The 21,850-nt window shown below is 52.4% G+C and carries 9 protein-coding genes; all 9 read right to left on the bottom strand.

Going from position 1 to position 21,850, the window contains the following annotated elements; all coding sequences use genetic code 11:
* Positions 1-41 precede the first annotated feature (41 nt).
* Complete coding sequence (locus ACOQPM_RS23635) at positions 42-1,310, bottom strand: NAD(P)/FAD-dependent oxidoreductase (protein ID WP_420630854.1); 1,269 nt, start codon at positions 1,308-1,310, stop codon at positions 42-44.
* Between the two features lie 91 nt (positions 1,311-1,401).
* Positions 1,402-2,994 carry an amino acid adenylation domain-containing protein gene (locus tag ACOQPM_RS23630; RefSeq protein ID WP_420630853.1) on the bottom strand — a complete coding sequence of 531 codons (1,593 nt, stop codon included), beginning with the start codon at positions 2,992-2,994 and terminating at the stop codon, positions 1,402-1,404.
* 2 nt (positions 2,995-2,996) lie between these two features.
* On the bottom strand, positions 2,997-4,142 hold the full coding sequence (locus tag ACOQPM_RS23625; RefSeq protein WP_420630852.1) for an acyl-CoA dehydrogenase family protein: 1,146 nt from the start codon (positions 4,140-4,142) through the stop codon (positions 2,997-2,999).
* Between the two features lie 463 nt (positions 4,143-4,605).
* Positions 4,606-5,547 (bottom strand): sulfotransferase family protein, encoded by a 942-nt coding sequence (locus ACOQPM_RS23620; protein WP_420630851.1) that lies wholly within the window; start codon positions 5,545-5,547, stop codon positions 4,606-4,608.
* 76 nt (positions 5,548-5,623) lie between these two features.
* Complete coding sequence (locus tag ACOQPM_RS23615; protein ID WP_420630850.1) at positions 5,624-6,373, bottom strand: thioesterase II family protein; 750 nt, start codon at positions 6,371-6,373, stop codon at positions 5,624-5,626.
* A complete protein-coding gene (locus ACOQPM_RS23610) occupies positions 6,366-10,487 on the bottom strand; it encodes a non-ribosomal peptide synthetase (protein WP_420630849.1) in 4,122 nt (1,373 codons plus the stop codon). Before ACOQPM_RS23610 ends, ACOQPM_RS23615 begins: the two co-directional genes overlap by 8 nt.
* The gene (locus tag ACOQPM_RS23605) at positions 10,487-13,933 is read right to left on the bottom strand and encodes a non-ribosomal peptide synthetase (protein WP_420630848.1); all 3,447 of its coding nucleotides are present in this window, start codon (positions 13,931-13,933) and stop codon (positions 10,487-10,489) included. Before ACOQPM_RS23605 ends, ACOQPM_RS23610 begins: the two co-directional genes overlap by 1 nt.
* Positions 13,934-14,021: 88 nt before the next feature.
* A complete protein-coding gene (locus ACOQPM_RS23600) occupies positions 14,022-19,733 on the bottom strand; it encodes an amino acid adenylation domain-containing protein (RefSeq protein WP_420630847.1) in 5,712 nt (1,903 codons plus the stop codon).
* Between the two features lie 169 nt (positions 19,734-19,902).
* Positions 19,903-21,432: a histidine ammonia-lyase gene (gene hutH, locus ACOQPM_RS23595; protein WP_420630846.1), complete on the bottom strand. Its 1,530-nt coding sequence runs from the start codon at positions 21,430-21,432 to the stop codon at positions 19,903-19,905.
* Positions 21,433-21,850: the final 418 nt, after the last annotated feature.

Genomic DNA, 21,850 nt, shown 5'->3' with positions numbered 1-21,850 from the left:
GCTTAAAGGCAATCACAACGTCTGTGAAGTCCTGATCTTATTCAAGAAACATGGTTTAACAATTCTGGTTGTTCTTCAGCTAACTGAGCCATTTTTGCATTAACTTTTCGCACGGCCTGTAATCCACGAGACGGTTCCTCTTGGTAAATACGGCCAGCAAAGATGTCAATGAAATCCTCGTTGTATCGCTCATGGGCAAAAAACGCGAAAGATAGTGGGCTTGCCCAGAAGCAATCCAATACTTCTTGAATAGTATCCATACCAAGTTCACAATGCTCTTGATAAGCTTCAAAAGGATTCTCTAAATCACGTCCAACGCCATCATTCAAATACGCAGCAATGGCATCAGCAGCAAAACTCGCCTCTTTTAATGCAAAATGTAATCCAAAAGAAAAAATTGGATCAATAAAGCGATGAGCATCTCCAACACATAGGAATCCTTTACCGGTAAAATTGTGCACATGGTAAGAATAATTTGTTGTTGCCCGGACCTCTTCGACTAACGTCACATCAGGCACCCGCGCCGAAAGTGAAGGATTAATCTTGTGCATCTCACGCAAATAAAAATCTCGCATTTCTTCGTTTGATTCGCGGTAATAATCAGATGGTGTAACCACGCCGATACTCACAGTCTCTTCATCAATTGGAATAAACCACGCCCAATGATTTTTCTTTTCATAAAAAATTAGCGTATTATCTTCTTCGTCACGCTTGGCACCTTTTACATGTGAGTAAATAGCAATTTGCCTATCGTATTTACCACGCTCCTTCTTACTGGCTATACCAGTTGTGGATAAAAATGTAGCAATACCAGAAGCATCCAGCACAATTTCAGCCTCAATAGTTTCTATGGAACCATCATTTAGCTTAACTTCAACTCCATAAACAGTGCCATCCTCTTTTTGCAGTGCTTTAATAACTTTGCCGCGCACGAGTTCAGCTCCATTATGGATAGCCTTTTCCAACACAATATTGTCAAAATCACTGCGCCTAACTTGCCAAGTGAAATTTTTGACAAGCTCACCATTTTCATTGCGTTTCATAACTGGTAACCAAAAACTACCCTTACCACCTTTTCCATACACTGTAACACCATGTTTGATAGTTTTTGGAACCCCTGCCATTTCTGCCTCTAAACCCAGGTCACGAACAGCCTGACCACATTCACCTGTCATGGATTCTCCAACATGAAACCGGGGAAACGTTTCTTTTTCGATGATGATTGAACGAATACCATGTTTAGCCAAATTGATAGCACTTGCTGCACCGCCAGGCCCACCACCAATAATTACAACGTCTGTTTTCTTCATAAAACTAGCTCCAATGCCATAATAAAGAAACGAATAGATAATCTGTAAATCCGTTTCCCCTTAATCTAATTGCTATGTTCGTGTTCTAAAATTAACCTGCGACAACTTCTTCTAATTCACTTTCAGCCATTGCCTGAAGATCACGTCGGTTGATCTTTCCGGTTGAGGTACGCGGAAATTCAGGCATGATATGAATTTTGGTTGGCACTGCATAAGGCGGCAGCTTATCACCTACATGTTTTGACAAAATAGTTTGGGTCAATTCAGTATCTTCATTGGGAATAACGGCCGCTTCTATCAAATTGCTGCTATTGCCATCAGACACGATGTAAACGGCCGCTTCCTTCACATCCTCATGAGAGAGCAAGGCCACTTCCACCTCATCCAGCTCCACACGGTAGCCGCGCGTTTTCACTTGGCGGTCTTTCCGGCCAAAGTAGAGGAAATTGCCGTCCTCTCGCTGCAAAACCAGATCGCCAGTTCGGTAAAAGACATCTTCATAATGACCAAACACCGAACGACGGTAAAATCCTTTCTCGTTGAGGTCTGGCCGTCCCCAGTAGCCACGCATTACCGTGCCGCCCCGCACCAAAAGCTCACCCACTTCACCTTGCGCCACTGGCAGGTTATCGGCATCTACCACCAACATTTCTTCATTGGCACATGCCAAACCGATCGGAATCGTGTCCTCAAAATCGTCTGGCAGGTCCGGCACATGGTAATAAGTACATACATTTGTTTCCGTGGGTCCGTACAAGTTACTAAAACGCTTGTCAGACCAAATCTTCATTAGCTCACGCAAATGCTTGGTGGGGAACACCTCGCCTGCAAACAACACCCAGCGCAACCTGCTCAAATCGCGTGATTCCAACGCCCCACGCTCCATAAGCTGAATTAAGGCAAAGGGAACCGTGTAGGAAACAGTGATTTTTTCATCTTGCAAAAGCTGGGAATGGCTGGCAGGAAACTTGGTGATGTATTCCGGGATGATCACCACGGTACCGCCTGCCAGCATCGTGGCAAACAGATCAAATGTGGAAAGGTCAAAGTGATAAGGCGCATGATTCGTGACGCGATCCTCATATGTCAATCCATACTCTTCACAGGCCCACTCGGCAAAGCTAAGGGCGCTGCGGTGCGTGTGCATAATGCCTTTGGGCGTGCCGGTGGAGCCAGAAGTATACAAAATGTAGGCCAAATCCTGCTCAATCACATGGATATCCGGCTTGTTTTGCAGGTCTGGATCAGCCACCTGGCTCCAGGGGACGCAGGTAACGTCCAAATCCTCTTGTGGCTCTACACCAATGAGGCAACTTAAATCGGTATCTGCCACCATGCTGCGTACCTGGGCCATTTTGTTTGGCTTGGTAATCACCACATCAATCTGACAGTCAGTAATCACGTAGCTTAACCGCTCGACAGGTGCAAATGGGTCCAGCGGTACATAGGCTGCGCCCGCTTTCATGATGCCATAAATGGAAACGGCCGATTCAATATCCTTGTTAATATAAATACCAACCCGGTCGCCTCGCTTTACACCTTGCTGCTGGAGCAAGTAAGCTAGGTTATCGGTCTGCTGTTGCAATGTAACATAGGTGATGCCTTTACCGTTACAACGAAGCGCATCACGGTCTGGGTGGGTAACGGCCGTTTTATCGAGTGCTTGTGCCAAAGAATAAATCATCTCTACAACCCCAGTAATCTTGAAATAATGTTTCGCTGAATATCAGACGTGCCAGAATAGATGGTACCGCCCATCGCATCGCGCAAATCTCGTTCAATCTCAAACTCGGTCATGTAACCATAGCCGCCTAAAATGCGAATGGCATCCATGCTAGAGGCAACATAGGATTCACTGATATACAATTTCGCCATGGCAGCTTCCATTGTGGCTGTTTTCTTCTGGCTCTTGAGCCACGCCACCTTGTACAGCAGGTTCCGCGCCGTTTCCAGACGCACCTTCATGTCGGCAATGCGGTTAGAAATGGATTGGTACTTGCCAATGGACTGCCCACCCTGCTTGCGGTCACGCGCATACTGAATACATTTCTCAAGCTGGAACTCCATTGCTCCTAGATGGCTGCCCAAAATACAGCTACGTTCCCATTCCATGGAGTGGGCAAAAATTTTGGCGCCGCCGCCTGCACTACCCAGTAAATTTTCTTCGGGAATGAAGCAATCTTCCATGACCAGCTCACCCATTGGCGAGGTACGTAGACCCATCTTTTCAATGTCGCGGCTGACGCTAAAGCCAGGGGTTCCAATTTCTACGATGAAAGCGGTGATGCCCCACATGCCCATTTTTGGATTGTTGGTCGCAAATACAACTGCCAAGTCGCAAATTGGGGCGCTAGTCACAAACATTTTGGTGCCATTCAGGCAGTATCCCCCATCCACTTTCTCGTAGCGGGTGCGTAAGCTGTAGGCATCGGAGCCAGAGTCTGGTTCTGTCATACCATGTGCGCCAATGATCTCGCCACTGATAAGGCGGGGTAAATATTTTTGCTTCTGTTCTTCTGTACCAACAGTCAGGATGGGGTGCTGCACGCTCCACATTTGGGCATTGAGGGCAAAGCTGAGGCCATTATCCCGGCTTCCATACCCCAAGCCTTCCATAGTGAGCATGGTGGTGAGAATATCGAGGTCGGAACCACCATACTCTTCTGGAAAAGAGAGACCGAGGATGCCAAAATCAGCACATTTTTGCCAATTTTCGCGGGAAAATTCGCCTTCTTTGTCTCGCTCAACCAAACCCTGGTTAAGCCCTCTTTGGGCAAATTCGGCAACAGATCGTTTAAATTCTAATTGCTCATCACTCCAAGAAAAATCCATATTTTTTTACTCGCTTCTTTTATTTATTGTTGTGTAAACGCCAACAAGAATGAAGTAGATTAAGCGAAAACCCAGCTTTTACTTGAGCAGACCACAAATAAATCAAATGTTGGTTTTCAAGATATTTTCTGTGGTTGGCATGAATAACATTTTGTGGCTTCGGCGGGGAAAATGTGAACATAGTGGTGAATGCCAAAAGCAGCAGCTATTTTGTAAAAACTTGTTCCAAATCTCAGTCGAAGATGTGCTGTTTACTGGTGGAATCAGATCACATTACCAGACTGATTTTGAGGCTAAATTATCATCAAAAAGTTTCGTTTAATCTTACGGCCGTTTTCGTGTAAAAGCGGAAAAGTTCCATAAATTTAGAAGCGTCGTTTCTTCTGCTCGATGGGTGAACGAACCCTACCCACGCAGGATAATGGGTTTTGTGTGAAATCGAAATAAGAAGATAGTGGGGGGTCTATTGTCGATATAGCTTGTCCAACAAACGGCGCATTTCGTGATATTCAGCTTCTTCCACTTTACGGCCGTGTGACAGCTCAAAAGAGTCCGGCAGCGAACGGGTTAACTTGGCTGGCGCACCATTGGCATCCATAAACGCCGCAATCCGCTCTGCCTCACGCTGGGGATTAGCACACACATCCTTGTAATGCACCGTCAGGAATGCTTTTTCGCCCACAAGGGCTCGCTCGCGGGCAATATTTTTCTCGACGTAATACACCTGCTCACAAACCTGTTGCAGCACGCTCTTGCCGCTGATGTTTTCGCACTCTTTGGGACGAGCACCCAACCAGGTTGGGTAGCGCGTCGTCCGCGCCTTGTAAATGGATTGGGCCGTATCCAGCGGATCGCGCATGACTTGAATGAAGAGCGCATTGGGAAACACTTTGCGGATGGCGCAAATCCGCAAACTTAGCACCGTTGTTTTATTGAAAAACGGCAGCCCAAATACCTGCTCAGTTGCTGCAACCGCCTGGTACATGCACTGGGCCTGCTGTAGCGACACATTTTCCGGCTCCACTGGCCCATACCGATTGCCAAACCAGTACGCCCAAATCGTTTCACCCTCGGCAGGCGCACCCCGCCCGGCCGTGCGGCCAAAATTGCTCTCGAACGATCCCGCATTTTGGTCACCGCCTATCCTCTTGGCCATTTTGGCCGTAGTGATAGGTAGGGGCTTGCCCAAATGGAAGCTGGAAATCGCCGTCAGGTTAGAAAAATAGGAGGTTGGAATAGCCCAGCTAACCACCTGGCGCGTTACGGTGGTGCCCGCGCGTGGGGGGGCAACGATGAAAGTTGGACTGTATTGTAATTTATCCGCCCCGCGCTGGAATTTCTCCACCACATTAAGGCCGTAAAACATCAGTTTGTCTTGAAATTTGCTAAAACCATTGACAGCCATTGCTGAAGAATCTCCTAAAATATTGCATATTTCGTATCGCGTAAAAAAGGTCACCTACGCAATACGGCAATCTTGTTTATGAGGGTTGCTGCGCCAAGCAACTTTGCCGAATAACCTGCCACACGGCCGTTTCTTGCCCTTGCAAATAAAAATGATCGCCTGAAAACAGGTGCATTTTGCCCGGGGAGCTTGAGTGAACCGCCCATTCCGCCAGGTTTTCCGGCGGCACCAGCGGATCGGCCTCGCCACCTAGCATTGTGATCGGGCAATTGAGCGGCTCGGCTTCATCAAATTGATATTGCTCGTACACGGCAAAATCGGCACGGAGCATGGGGAGCAGCAGAGCAAATAGCTCCTCATTTTGCAAAACGGCCGTTGGCACCGTGTCCAAATCCTGCAAAGCGGCGGCAAAATCAGCATCATCCAGATGGTGCATGGAGGGCAGCTTTACGGGCAGGTGGGGTGCGCCATAGCCAGACACGAACAGCTGTTGTGGCACAATATCTTCCTGCCGCAGCCGCCGTGCCAATTCAAAACCAATCAGTGCGCCGAGTGAATGCCCAAAAAAGGCGAATGGTTTATTGAGCAACGGCCGTATCGCCGCCATCAATTCATCCAGCAATGGTTCGATGGATTGGTACGGCCGTTCCAAAAAGCGCGTTTCGCGGCCTGGTGGCTGCACTGGCAGCACCTCAATTTCTGGAGCTAGCCCATCTACCCAAGTGCGGTAAGCTCCGGCACCGCCACCAGCGTGAGGCAGACAAAACAGCCGCAGTGCAGCCTGGTCATTTGGCCGATGGTACGCAAACCAGGGTGAGTCAGCCATTTGCTTTCTGCGCCTCATCAAGCCGCGCTTGCAACGCGCTGGCTACTTCCTGCACCACTGGCTCTTGAATCACGCCGATGTGATCCGTCTCATATTGGCACATTTCTACGCCGCCAGAAGCCACCTTGTCCCAGCCAAGCGATTGGTTCATAAACCGGCCGCGCCGCACCGTGAACATATCAAGCTGCCCACGGAAGGAGCCATCTGGGCGATACAGCTTCCGCGACTTACCCGTAACAAATTCCATCAAATAGTAATCTCGATGTCGCCGCAAAATGGGCGCACCGCTGGCCACGTAAATGGCAAAAACCAGTCGTTTCACCTTTTTCATTGAGCGCATCAGGCGGCGACGGGAACGCATGACAATGCCAAATCCGGCACGTCGCACCTTGCCCAGGAATGATTGTGGCACATTTTTATCGTAGCCAAACAGAGGCATCTCCCCAACATTGGGCCCCACGCCTTCCTGGTTAGGTACATACAACTCCTTCCGCGTACCCAGAGCTGATGGCTCGACCAGAGCCAACACGGCGACTTTTTGCCCAGCTTCCTGCAACAATCGCGCCATCTCGTAGACAACCATGCCGCCAAAGCAGAAGCCGCCCAAATAGTAAGGCCCTTCTGGCTGGAATTGGCGAATTTCGGCAACGTATTTTTGGGCTAACGCTTCAACTTTGGGTGGTGCAACCCGGTTCCCAGTCCAATCTGGCGGCTGCACGCCATAGAAAGGTTGGTCCTCTGCCAAACCATCCGCCAATTTTTGGTAGTTGAACACATGCCCCGCGCCGCCATGAACCATGTAAAACGGCGGGCGATTACCACCTTCTTTGATAGGAACAAGGGCAGACCAGGCGTCAGACGGCCGTTGCTTTTCAATCACCTCGGCCAACTGTGCCACCGTTGGATATTGGAACAATAAAGTGATGGGCAATCCCTTCACAATTTTTCGGTCAATTTGGGCAAATACCTGCGTTGCCAACAGTGAGTGGCCACCTAGCGAGAAGAAGTTGTCGTGGATTCCCACTTGCGGAATGCCTAAAATCTCTTCCCAAATAGCCGCCAACTGCTGCTCTACGCGACTACTCGGCGCAACATAGCTACTTTCGCGGCTGGCCACATCCTGCGACGGTGCAGGCAACGCTTTGCGGTCTACCTTGCCATTGGGCGAAATGGGGAACGATTTCAGCGATACGTATGAATTCGGCACCATGTAATCTGGCAAGGTTTCTTGCAAAAAGCTACGCAAGTTGGTGGGCGAAGGGGTTGAGCCATTGGCTGAAAGCAAATAGGCGACCAAACGCTTGTCCCCCGGATTATCTTCGCGGGCGAGAACGAGGGCCTCTTTTACGGCCGTATGCTCCCGTAACGCCGTCTCAATTTCACCTAGCTCAATACGGAACCCCCGCACTTTCACCTGATGATCAATCCGACCCAAGAACTCCAGCGACCCATCCGGCAACCACTTCACCAAATCACCACTCTTGTACCATTTACGACTATTTCCTAATTCATAATTCCTAATTCTTAATTCCACAAACCGTTCAGCGGTAAGTTCCGGCCGATTATGGTAGCCCCGCGCCAACGCCAGTTCGCTGCCAATGTACAGTTCACCAGGAATGCCCTGCGGCAGCGGCTGCTGGTTGGCATCCAGCACCAGCGTTTGGAAGTTGTTGATGGGCTTGCCAATCGGCGGGGTGCGTTCGCCATCTTCCACAATGATCATTGTGGTGCAAACAGTGGCCTCGGTGGGGCCATACGCATTGACAAAGCGGCGGCCTGGTGCCCATTTGGCCGCAATCTCTGCCGAACAGGCTTCCCCTGCCGAGATGATTGATTTTACGCCGCTCAACTCATCGGGCGACATGACGGCTAGGGCAGAGGGCGGCAGAGTGACAACCGTGATTTCCTTGTCGCGCAGCAGGTGGATGAGCGCGGGGCCGGGCATCATACTGCGCTGCGGTGCCAGCACCAGCGTGGCTCCGGCCAGCAGCGTGGTGGTCACTTCTGAGACGGAGGCATCAAAGCTAAAGCTGGCAAATTGCAGGCAACGGCTCTCTGGGGTTAGGCCAAATGCCTCGATTTGAGCTTCGGCCAGGTTGGGAATGCCGCGATGCGTGACGAGCACCCCCTTTGGCCGTCCCGTCGAGCCGGAAGTGTAGATGACATAGGCTAGATTTTCCGGGCTTACGCTGCTGTCTGGGTTGGTGATGGGTTCGTTTTCTACTTTGTGCCAATCATTGTCTAACAAAAATACGGCCGCATCGCTCTCAGGCAAATCTGGCAAAAGCGGCTTTTGAGTGAGCAGCGTCTTCACGCCAGAATCAGCCAACATGTAGGCCAGCCGCTCTTGCGGGTAGGTTGGGTCGAGCGGCAAATAGGCCCCACCCGCCTTCAAAATGGCAAGCAAAGCAATCACCATGTCCGGCGACCGCTCGACAGAAATGCCAACCAATGTTTCCGGGCCAACACCCTGCTTTTGCAGGTAATGGGCTAACTGATTCGCCCTCTCATTTAGCTGCCGATACGTAAATTCATCATATTCGTAGATGAGTGCCAGTTTGTCTGGCGTTTTTTCAACTTGCAGCTCAAACAGTTGGTGTACGGTAGGGACGGGATGGTTGTAGGAAACGGCCGTATCGTTCCAGGCCACTAACTGCTGCCACTCGGCCTCCGTGAGCATTTCAAGCTGGGTAATCGGCATGTCTGGATCAGCCACAATTGCCGCAGCCAACGTTTGGAAATGCCCCGCCATCCGCGCCAATGTTTGTGGCTCAAACAGATCCACGTTGTACACAAATGAGCCGGTCAGCCCTTCCTCCGCAGCCGTCAGCGAGAGGCTAAGATCGAATTTAGCTGCCCCAAAATCTACTTCGAGGGAACGGCCGTTCACCACCCCATCTAGCTGCAAGGGGGCGCGTACGGCCGTTTCCAGCGTAAACAGCGTCTGAAAAACAGGGTTGTAATTGAGGGAACGCTCTGGCTGAAGCTCTTCCACCAACTTCTCAAACGGCACATCCTGATGATCATAGGCACCCAGCGCACCTTCTTTCACCCGCGCCAAAAGCTGGCGGAACGTGGGCGCATCGCTCACATCCGTGTGCAGCGCAAGCGTATTGACAAAAAAGCCAACCAGCCCTTCAATCTCGGCACGGTTGCGGTTGGCTACGGGTGAACCAACCACCACGCTCTCCTGCCCACTGTATCGTGCCAACAGCACCTTAAATGCTGCCAACACCGCCATAAAATATGTAGCACCTTCCTGCCGCGCCAGCTTTTGCAACCCATCGGCGACTGTTTTGTCCAGCGTCACCGCCTGCCGCTGCCCAACAAATGTTTTACTGTTCGGGCGGGGTTTATCTAGCGGCAATTCCAACAGGGTTGGTGCACCGTGCAGGTGGCTTTTCCAATATTCAATTTGCTCGTCTAGCACATCGCCTTGCAGCCAATTTCGTTGCCATTCAGCAAAATCGGCATATTGGATGGGCAGGTCGGGCAGGTTAGCAGTTCTCTGGCGGAGAGTGGCATTGTAAACGGCCGATAACTCCCCAAACAGCACACCCATAGACCAGCCATCGGAGATGATGTGGTGCATCATGAACAAAATGATGACATCATCATCTGCTAGCTGAAAGACAGTGGTGCGGAAGAGCGGGCCAAGTTTCAGGTTAAACGGCCGTTGCGTTTCCGCAAATAGCTGCTTTTCAGCCACCTGCTCGTTGTCGGCGATCTTTCGCAAATCTAGCACATTGAGCGGCAGCTCAATCTCCGGCAGCACCTTTTGGAATGGCGTGCCATCTTCAGCTACAAAAACAGTCCGCAGCGATTCGTGCCGCTGGGCGAGTTGATTGAGAGTTGATTGGAGTACGGCCGTATCCACCACCCCACGCAGCCGAAACGCCGCCGGAATATGGTACACTGGACTGCCCGGCTCTAGCTGCTCTAAAAACCAGAGCCGCTGCTGGGCAAAAGACAAAAGTGATTTTTCTAAATTGCCGCGCTGCGGAATAGTTGGCTCAGTGGACGTGTCCACCCCTTCTTCGGCCAACATCATCTCCAGCAGCGCCAGCTCCTCGGCAGACAGCTCCGCCGGGTCAGGTACTGCATCAAAATCCATTAAGTTGTTGCTCCCGCTTGTCGCTTAGCTTCCAATAGTTGCTTCATCTGCTCTGGGGTCATGCCACCTAATTTTTGCAGCACGCCCGCAATTTTCTCAGCCTGCCCCGGCTGTTTTTCCAATGCCACAATCGCCGCGGCCAACTCCCCTATGGTTGGCGATTCAAACAAGCTCCGCAGTGGCAAATTGGTTTTGAAAGATGATTTCAGGCGCGAAATCACTTGGGTTGCCAACAAAGAGTGTCCGCCCAAGTCGAAAAAGTTGTCCTTCACGCCCACTTTTTCCACGCCGAGGATTTCCACCCACACTTTGGCGACGATGCTTTCGACGGCCGTTCGCGGAGCCACAAATTCCTGCACCACGGCTCTGGCCGACTCATCCGGTTCTGGCAAGCCGCGGCGGTTGATTTTACCGCTCGGCGTCAACGGCATCTCGTCTAGCAGCATCACCAGCGAGGGAACCATGTACTCCGGCAGACGATCTTTCAAAAAGGATCGCAGCGTCAGCGCATCGGCCGTTTGCTCCGGCTGGGCGACAACGTAGGCGATTAGCCGCTTGTTGCCTGATGGGTCTGATTTGGCCAGAACGGCCGTTTCCCGCACCGCCTCATGTTCACTCAACACCGCCTCAATTTCCCCCGGCTCAATGCGGAACCCACGAATCTTCACCTGCTGATCAATCCGACCCAGGTATTCGATGTTGCCGTCGGCTCGGAACCTGGCTAAATCGCCAGTTTTGTAAATTAAGAGGGATGAATTATGAATTATGAATGGGTCATCTTCTTCATCATTCATAATTCCTAATTCATAATTTATAAACCGCTCCGCCGTCAACTCTGACCGATTCAAATACCCTCGCGCCACATTGTCGCCGCCGATGAGCAGTTCGCCGGGAACGCCGATGGGCACGGGCTGCATAAAGGGATCAACCAAATAAATTTGCGTGTTGGCAATCGGTTTGCCGATGGGCGGCAGCGCATCCCAGATGCTGGGGTCGGCAGGCAAGTCGTAGGCAGTGGCGACGTGCGTTTCCGAGGGGCCGTAATGGTTTGCCAACGTGCAGTTGGGCAGCCGCTCAAACAGAGCCACGATGGGCGGTGTGGTTTGCAGCTGTTCGCCCGCCGTGATGAGTTCGCGCAGATGCAAATCCAAATTTGGCTGGGTGGCAAAGGCTTCAGCCAACTGCTGCAAGGCCACAAAAGGCAAAAAGATGCGGTTCACTTGCCTGTCAGCCACTAATTGTGCCAACTGCTCCGGATCACGCCGGATTTCTTCATCAATCATCACTAGCGTGCCACCGCTGCACAGCGTGGCAAAAATCTCCTGGCAACTTACATCGAAGCTGAGGGTGGTGAATTGAAGCGTTTTGTCACCCACACCGCAGCTTGTGTTTTGTAGCTGCCAGGCCAGCAGATTGGCAATGGCTTGCTGGGGTAACGCTACGCCCTTCGGCTTGCCCGTTGAGCCAGAGGTGTAAATAATGTAAATGAGGTCATCGAGCGTCACGCCACTCGTTGGATTTTCTTCACTTTCCTGGGCGATGTTGTCCCAATCAGCGTCCAAACAAAGTATTTTGGCTTGATGATCGGGCATGTTGGGCAGCAAATTACGCTGGGTCAGGAGCACTTTTGCCTCGGAATCGGCCAGCATGTAGGCCAGCCGCTCTTGCGGATAGGTCGGGTCGAGCGGCACGTAGGTTCCGCCCGCCTTGAGGATACCCAGCAGACCCACCAGCATTTCCAGCGACCGCTCTACCGACAAAGCCACCTTCACGTCGGGAGCTACGCCTTGCTTTTGCAGGGCGTGGGCTAATTGATTAGCGCGGCGGTTTAGCTCGGCATAAGTGACGCGTCGGTTAGGAAATTCTGCCGCCACGGCCTCTGGCATTTGGGCAGCCTGTTGTTCAAACTGTTCGTGGACGGGGATTTGAGGGTAAACGGCCGTTGTCTCATTCCAATCCACCACCACCTGCTTTTGCTCAACGGCATCCATCAGCGACAAATTACCAATTGGCTGGGATGGGTTTTGGGCAATACTGGTGAGCAGTATCTGGAAATGTTGCCAAAAGCGGCGCATCGTCGCCTCGGCAAAGAGATCAACGTTGTATTCCAAATAACCCGTCATCCCGTCCGCTTCGTCCACTAATGACAGTGCCAAATCAAACTTGGACGTGCCCGTGTCGGCCTCCAGCGGCGTGACGGTGAGGCCGGGCATCTGCGCGGATGCGCCTGTGGCGTTGTGCAGGACAAACATCACCTGGAAAATGGGATTGTAGCTGAGGGCACGTTCTGGCTGAAGCTCTTCCACCAGCTTCTCAAAAGGCAAATCCTGATGGTCGTAAGCGTCCAGTGTCGTGTTTTTGACCTGCGCCAGCAGCTCTAAAAAGGTGGGATTGCCAGACAAATCGGTACGTAGGACGAGCGTGTTGACAAAAAAGCCAATCAGCCCTTCGATTTCGGCGCGGGTGCGGTTGGCAATGGGCGAGCCGACGACAATATCTTCCTGGCGACTGTAGCGGTAAAGCAGAACGTTGAAGGCGGTGAGCAGGGTCATGAAGAGTGTCGCGCCTGCTTCTTGGCTAACGCGCTTGAGTTCTTCATACAACGTCTGGTTAATTTGCAATGGCAGGTGATTGCCACGATATTCTTGCACAGCCGGACGAGGAAAATCGGTGGGCAATTCCAGACGTGGCGGCGCATCGGCTAACAGGTTTTTCCAGTAGGTTAGCTGCTTTTGCAGCCGTTCGCCTTGCAAATAATCTCGCTGCCAAACGGCAAAATCGGCGTATTGGATGGGCAGCGGGGTGAGGGATGATCGTTCCCCAGCCAAAAAATCCTTATACAGCACCGATAGCTCGTTCAGCAATACCCCTCGTGACCAACCATCGGAGGCGATGTGGTGCATGGTGAGGATGAGCCGATGCTCGTTGGGAGCCAGCTTAAGTAAACAGGCGCGTAGCAGAGAATCGGTGGTGAGGTCAAACGGCCGTCTCGTCTCATCAGCAGTCAGGCGAGCAATTTCAGCTTCGCGCTGCTCGGTGGGCAAGCTCTGCAAATCTTCAACGGGGACGGTGATGGTGACGTTTTCAGTGACTTGCTGGGCGGGTTGGCCGTTAACGGCCGTAAACGTCGTCCGCAAGGCCTCATGCCGCTGCACAATTTCGTTCAGGCTGGCGGTGAGTGCGGCTACGTCCAACTCACCCGTTAGCTGAAAAATGGCCGGGATATGGTAAGCAGGGCTGCCAGGCTCAAGCTGCTCCAAAAACCAGAGCCGCTGCTGGGCAAAGGAAAGTGGCGCAGCCACCTCGTCCTCGCGGCGGGTGATGCCCTGTGGCGCAGCCTGCGCTTGTTTTTGCTTCAGTTTCATTTCCAGCAAAGCCCGCTTGGCCGGGGAAAGTCCCGCCAGGCGGTCATTTGCCTTATTCTGCTCGGTTGGTTGGTTTGTCATGCAACTACCTAAAATTTATCGGCTTGGTAAGGGCAGACCTCCGTGTCTGCCCACTCCAGGGCGCACACGAGGGTACGTCCTACTGTTTTTATTCTTCGGCCATCAATTGTGCCAACAGCGCTTCGGCCTCTTCATCAGATAGGTTGTCCAATTCGGCCATTAAATCTGCCATTTCATCGGCGGCTGAAGCGGCCGTTTCCGCCTGCATTTGCTCAATTTCAATCGCTAATTCAGCGATGGTGGGTATTTCAAAAAAGCGACGCTGCGATAGCTCCACGTTTAGCTGATCCCGAATGCGGGAGACAACCTGCGTTGCCAGTAGGGAGTGGCCGCCTATATCAAAGAAATTGGCGTGAATGTCAATCCACTCCCGCCCCAGCAGCGGCTGCCAGATGTTGGCCAGAGTGATTTGTAGAGGTGTGGTGGCCCGCACGGCCGTTTCCACAATATCCACCTCAAATTCATCCGGCGACGGCAACGCTTTGCGATTAATTTTGCCCGTTGGCCCCAGCGGCAGCTTATCTAGCAGGAAAAAGTCGCTGGGAACCATATAGCCAGGAAGACGATTACGTAAGTAATCACGCAACGCTTCTGGCTGCACATCTGCAGCAGGTTCCACGTAAGCAACCAGTCGCTTGCGGGCATTGTCCACATCCGCCAGGGCAGCAGCACATTTCTTCACGGCTTCATGTTCCAACAGCACCGACTCAATATCATTCAGCTCCACGCGGAAGCCGCGAATCTTCACCTGATAATCTTGCCGCCCGACCAGCTCTAGCTGACCGTCGCTGCGCCAACGGGCGAGATCGCCAGTCCGGTAAACAGTAGTCGGTGATTGGTGACCGGTGACCGGTTTATGGTTTACCGATAAAGGTTTACCGATTACGGATAACGGAATGAATTTCTCTGCGCTGAGTTCCGGCAAATTCAAGTAGCCATCGGCCAAACAGGCACCAGAGACGCACAGTTCGCCAGTGGCACCGATGGGAACGGGCTGGAGGTTGCTATCAAGGACGTAGACTTGGATGTTGGGCAAGGGTTTGCCGATGGGGACGCGCACGGCCGTTTCTGGCAAAGTGGCAGCATCAAATTGGGTGGCGTTGGAGGAACATTCGGTGGAACCGTACAAATTGAGTAGCGGCACGCCGGGGAAGGTACGCTTCCAGCGTTGCACCATCGCCGGGGAGATAGGTTCGGCACTGGTGGTGGCAAAACGCAGGCTGTCCCAGCGGGTTTCCTCGCGTGCGGCCGCTTGCAGCACATTTTCGATCAGCGCCGGGGAGGAAAGCAGATGCGTCACCTTATGGGTTGTTAGTTCCTGCCAGAGCAAATCCGCGTCGCGCACGTCTTCTGGCTGCAAAATAAGGGTGGGAATGCCTTTGAGCAAGGCGCCGAACAGTTCCCAGGTGGCAGCCACAAGCGCGTATGATTTTTGCAGGACGACCGTATCCCCCGCCACAAATGGGTACTCATCCCACATCCAAAATAGTCGGTTCAGCACCGCACTCATCGGAATCCGTGCGCCCTTTGGCTTGCCTGTGGTGGATGAAGTGTAGACGATGTTGATCAGGTCGCTGGGCGTGGTTATGCTAGTCAGGTTAGTGGTTGGTTGCTGGTCAATTACTGCCCAATCCCGTTCCAAACAGATTTTTGTGCCGGTAAAGTTGGCAAAATGGTCTACCGATTCTTGAACCAGCAAAATCTCCGGCCGGGTGTCGTTCAAAATGTCTTGCAGCCGCGCCATCGGGTAATCTGGGTCAAGGGCGACGTAGGCACCACCTGCCTTGAAGATGCCCAGCAGCCCAACCATCATTTCAAACGAACGTTCGGTGCAAATGGCGACGAAGCTGCCCTGCCCCACCCCATTCTGGCGCAGATGATGCGCCAACTGGTTCGCCTGCTGGTTCAGATCGGCGTAACTCATCGTCTTGTTTTGGCAGACGAGGGCAGTGGCTTCTGGCGTTTGAGCCGCCCGCTGCTCAAACAGTTCAGCGATGGTCAACTCGTTGCCAAAATCTTGGGCGGTTTGGTTCCAATCGTGCAGGATGGTTTGGCGTTCAGCTTCGGTGATGAGGGTGAGGGTGGATAACGGCCGTTCCAAATTAACCACCGCCTGCCGCAAAATCACCACCAGATTGTTCAGCATTCTCTCAATCGTTGTCGCGTCAAATAAATCCGTCAGGTAGGCCAACTGCAAGAAAATTTCGTCACCATGTTCGTGGGCGTACAGGACAAGATCGTACTTGATGTAGCCCGTTTCCAACTCGCTAAAGCTCAACGAGAGATCGTCTAATGCCACGCTGGACTGCGGCAAATTGAGCATGTTAAACATCACCTGGAAGACCGGGGAGACGCTCACGTCGCGGGCGGTTTTTGCCCACTCCAGCATCCAGCTAAAGGGATATTCGGCGTTGGAAATTGCGCCCGTCACCGTGTCGCGCACTTGCGCCAAAAGTTCGGCAAAGCTAGGGTCTGCGCTAAATTTGGTTCGCAAGGGCAGCATATTGAGGAAGAAGCCAACAAGCTCTTCGGCGTGGTCGCGGGTGCGGTTGGCCAGCGGTGCGCCCACAATCAAATCATCTTGCCCCGCATAGAGTCGCAGCATGATGTTGAAGGCGGTGAGCATGGTCATGAACAGGGTCGCGCCCTGCTGCTGGCTCAACGCTTTTAGCTGGGCGGTTAGCTCCGCATCCAGCATCACCGCTTGAGCCTCTCCCCGGAAAGTGGGATGGGCGGGGTGCGGTCGGTCGGTTGGTAGACTGAGGACGGGCAGTTCACCAGCCAACTGTTCTTGCCAGTATGCTTCTTGCGTTTGCAAGGTGGTTTTGGTGATGGCTTCGCTTTCCCACAAAACGTAATCGGCAAAGGTGAGGGGCAGCGGTGGCAGCGGATTGTCCTCGCCGCGCCGGAAGCCATCGTACAGTGCGCCCAAATCCTGGATCATGTTGGACCAGCCCCACAAATCGAGGGTGATTTCGTGGAAGGTGATGGGCATGTCGTAGCTGTCTTCGGCCAGCTTGAACAGGTTGGCTTGCAGCAGATTGTGCTTCTCCAGGTGGAGCGGCTGCTGTCCTTTTTCGTACATGAAGGCTTTGAGATAGTGTTCTCGTTCGTCGGCTGACAGGTGGGTGAGATCGATCAGTTGCAGCTCATCTTGTCGCTGGGGGAAGGCTTGGACGGGACGGCCGTTTTCATCCACACCAAATTTCGCCCGTAAAATAACGTGCCGATCAATGAGGGTTTGCCAGGCACGCTGCAAAATGGCCACGTCCACCTCGCCGCGTAGATGAATCACGCCCTGGGCGGTGTAGTAGGGGCTGTCTGGCTCTAATTTCCACAAAAACCATATGCCTTGCTGGGCAACAGAAAGGGGGTAATGGTCGCGGATTTCTTGTGGGGTAATTGATGGTGGAACGGCCGTTTCCTCTCGCGCTTCCCCAACCAATTCTGCCAACTTTGCCACCGTCTGCTTTTCAAACAGGTGGCGGAAGGAGAGTTTGGCCTGGGTTGCCTCGCGGGTGCGGTTTAGCACCTGCATCGCCAGCAGCGAGTCGCCACCCAGCTCAAAAAAGCCATCGTCCACGCCCACGCGATCAATGCCCAACACATCTTGCCAGATGTCGGTAATCGTTTCTTCCAGCTTGTTGCGCGGGGCAAGGTAGGGCTGGCGCAAGTCGGGGCGCAGGTTTTGCGGCTTCGGCAAGGCGCGGAGATCGAGCTTGTGGTTGGCGTTGTAGGGCAGCTCGTTTAGCTGCACAAACTGCTGCGGAATCATGTGCGGCGGCAGCAGCTCTTCTAAAAATGTGCGGAGTTCGTAACCGGAAAGCGGCCGTTCCGCCGTGTAGTAGGCCATGAGAATTTGCTGCTCGCTGGCGGTGCTTTTGCTACGCGTTTCGCGGTCTTTGACGATGAGGCGGCTCTTGTCACGGGTGACGGTTCGCACCACGACGGCGCAGTTTTGCACGGCTTCATGCCCGCGCAGGGCGGTTTCGATGTCGCCCAATTCCACCCGCATCCCCCGCAATTTAACGAGGTTGTCGAGACGGCAGTAAAACTCAATCGTGCCATCGGCCAGCCAGCGACCCATATCGCCTGTGCGATAAACGCGGTCAGGAAAGTCGTTGTGCAGCGGGTTTTGGATGAACTTGGCGGCCATCTCGTCGGGGCGTTCGATGTACCCCTCGGTGAGGTATGGGCTGCGAATGTACAGTTCGCCGCGCACCCCAATCGGGCAAAGCTGCAGGTTTTTATCGAGGATGAGGAGTTGACGGCCGTCAATGGCTTGTCCCACAGAAATGGCTCGCTGGTCAGGTTCCACTTTAGGAATGGCGTGGTACGTTGCCAGGACAGATTCGGATGGGCCATACAAGTTGAACAGCTTCGCCGGGTTGGGAAAACGATTGAGCCAAGCGTGAGCCAAATCAACAGGCAAAATTTCGCCCGCCAGCAGCAGCATTTGTACGGTGGGCAGCGGATGAGTGCCATTGTGGCTCGGTTCATTTTCCAAAATTTGTAGCATCTGGCGGCAGAAGCTGGGGACGATCTGCAATATCGTAATCTCGGCTTCCCGCACCCAATCAATCAGCCCCTGCGGATTAAAGCGCGTCATCGCTGGGGCCATGCACAGCGTGGCACCAAAGCAAAGCGTGCCAAAAATTTCGCAGTAGGAGGCATCGTAGGCAATGGAAGCCCACTGAGCAAACCGCTGCGGCGCCACAATGCCAAAGTAGCGGCTCTGCCAATCTACAAATTGGCAAAAACTGAGATGGGACTGCAAGATGCCCTTCGGCTTACCTGTCGAGCCGGAAGTGTAAACGATGTAGGCCGGATCGGTAGGCCGCAAGTCCAAATGAGGATTGGTTTCGCTGCACGATTCAATAAAATCAGACCCAAAAACAGTGCCGCTAAAAGATGTTTCCGCCGGATTGAAATTATCAATCGCCAGCAGGTCGCAACCGCTGGGCAGGCTTGCCAGCAGGGCATCATGACGTTCCAGGCAGCTTGCTTCGAGAATGAACCGGGCGGGCTGGGCTTCGTCCAGGATGGCCTGCAGTCGGTGGGTGGGGTAATGGGGATCGAGGCAGACGAAGACGCCGCCAGCCTTCAGCACGCCAAAAAGAGCCTCAACTTGCTGCGGGCCATTTTCCAGCATGATGGCGGTGCGATCTTGGGGTTTCACCCCCATTTTGATGAGGGCGTGGGCAATTTGGTTGGCACGGCCGTTCAGTTCCCCGTAGCTAATTTCCCGATCTTCAAAAGTGATCGCCAAGCTGTCGGAGGCTTCCGCCACGACGTGTTCAAACATCTGGTGCAGGCCGGGGTATTCGTATTGCTTGGTGTCGTTCCACTCGTTGAGCAGTTGGTTTTGTTCTTGTTGGGTCAGGATTGGGAGTTGGGAAACGGCCGTTTCTGGTTGCGCTTCAACTGCCTGCCCCAACGTTTGCCAATGTCCCGCCAAGCGGTCAATTGTCGCCTCATCAAAAAGAGCGGCGGCGTATGACAAAACCCCGCTGTTCACATCGAAAGTGAGAATGGGCTGCTCACCTGTGGCAGGTAATTTTTGGTGAAGGCTCCGTGCCAATGTGGGCAAATTTTGCGGATCGGTGAGGGAGAGAACGGCCGTACCATCATCAACAGCTTGTGCGAGCGTAGGAAATGGCGAGCCGCTATCCACAACAACGGTCGTTGGCTCACCATTTAGAGAGAAATTTACTTCCTCTTCCCCACTGTAACGATACAGCAACAGCACAAACAGCGCCAGTGAATTTTCTGGCAGCAAAGGCAAGGTTCGTTGGTTCATTGTTTGTGTCATGGATACGGCCGTTCCTCGCTAAATTGCAAAACAGATCCGAGACTTTTGAAGTTAAACCGTCGAATGCGGCTGCTTCAAAAGCCCGAATGATAATGAAGGCTCTCCCGAAGGATTTTTATCCATCTTCGGGAGCGTTCCTTTAAATCACCATTAAGATTTAGGCCAAGCTAAACTGCGCGATCCATTTGGCGCGATTTTCGGCGCAGTAGGTGCGGGCGCGTTCCATGTCGTCGCTCATCACCCGATCCCGCTCCATGAAGGTGAAATGCTGCCGGAATTCATCATACAGCTTTTGCGTGGCTGGGGAGAGCTGGAGTGGCTTGTTGAAATCTATGGCTTGTGCGGCCGTTAGCAGTTCAATGCCCAAAATATATTCGGCGTTATCCACAATCGTCTCTAACTTGTAGGAGGAGGTGCCGCCCATGCTCACATGGTCTTCCTGTAGTTGGCAAGTGGGAATTGTGTCTACGCTGGCGGGAGTACATAGCACCTTGTTCTCGTTCATCAGGGCAGCGGCCGTATATTGCACAATCATAAAGCCAGAGTTGAGGCCCGGCTGGTTTACCAAAAAGTCGGGCAAACCACGCATCCCGGAAAGTAACTGATAGGTGCGTCGCTCCGAGATGTAGGCCATCTCACTGGTTGCCATCGCTACAAAATCTAAAGCTAACGCGGTAGATTCACCATGCAGATTGCCGCCAAACAAAATTTGGTTGCTTTCCGGGAAGAAGAGCGGGTTATCGGAAACGCCATTGCACTCTTTTTCGATGATGTCTATGGCAAAGTTGACCGCCTGGCGAATGGCCCCATGTACCTGGGGAATGCAGCGGAAGGAGTACGGGTCTTGCTTTGAGTTGTTGCAGGTGGGCAGTTCGTAATGATTGCTGCCTTCTAGCACATTGCGGAAGTTAGCCGCGACGGTTTTGCGTTCGGGATGGTATGTCGTCTCGTGGTAGGGTGCCTGGTAAAACGTTTCTGAAGTGCTAAATGCTTGGGAACTCATAGCGGCAAAGAGATCGGCCGTTTTCACCATTTCTTCAATCCGCATCAGTGCCAGTGCGCCACGGGCATTGATGTACTGCACGCCGTTGGTCAGAGCCAGCCCTTCTTTTGGCTTGAGCTTAAGCGGTTCCCAGCTCATCGCTTGCAAAACAGTTGCCGAGTCAACAACTTCGCCTTTGTAATGCACTTTGCCCAAACCGAGCAACGGCAGCGCCATGTGTGCCAAGGGTGCTAAATCGCCGCTAGCCCCCACGGTGCCTTTTTTGGGAATAGCCGGAACAATATCGTTGTTCCACATATCAATTAAGCGTTGAACAGGGTCAATGGAGATGCCGGTATGCCCGGTGCGGAAGGTGAGCAGCTTGATGAACAGCATCAGCCGAGACAGTTTTTCTGGCACAATCTCGCCAACGCCAACGGCGTGGGAAATCACATGATTATATTGGAGCAGCTCCATCTCTTCATCTTCCACGCGGGTTTCGCAGAGGGAGCCGAAGCCGGTATTGGTGCCGTAGATGTAGCGATCTTCGGCCGCTTTTTCCAACACAAACTGTGCCCCGGCTTCAATTTTGGCAATGACGTCTGGATGGAGTTCAAGGCGAGGGGTACTGTCGGCAATAGTACGTAAATCTTGGAGTGTATAGTAATTGAGCGTTACTTGGTGGGTATTGGTTTGGTCGGTCATCAATCCTTCCTCAATTGTTGCCAATAGAAACGGTGTGCCTAGAGGGAGCGTTGTTATAAATACGCAGGCAGTTTGATAAAACGTCAAAATTTGTGGCAAATCGGTATTAAATTGACTAGGCAGTCTGCATCAATGCCGATTGAACAAATATTTAGGTCAAAAAAAAGTACTGCTTAGGAATTTTTCATCACAAAATCAAAAGTGGGCTGTTTGATTCTGCAAGCCACAATTTGCCTTTGTAGTGGCTCCTCACATTGTAAACCCAGGTGATGTGATGAATTCTAGTGGGGCTCAGGTGGGAGATATTCGTAACGGCAAAATGTGGCAAGTGCCAGCCTTTTGCTTACTTTTGATGTTGACGCAGACTATTTTTAGTCCTGGGTAGTTTAATGAAGATATCTTACCAGCTTACTTACGA

It is taken from the genome of Candidatus Leptofilum sp. (assembly GCF_965223525.1).
In the GTDB taxonomy this organism is placed as follows: domain Bacteria; phylum Chloroflexota; class Anaerolineae; order Promineifilales; family Promineifilaceae; genus Leptofilum.
The sequence above is the reverse complement of the archived record's forward strand: the minus strand, read 5'-3'. Positions and strand labels throughout refer to the sequence as shown.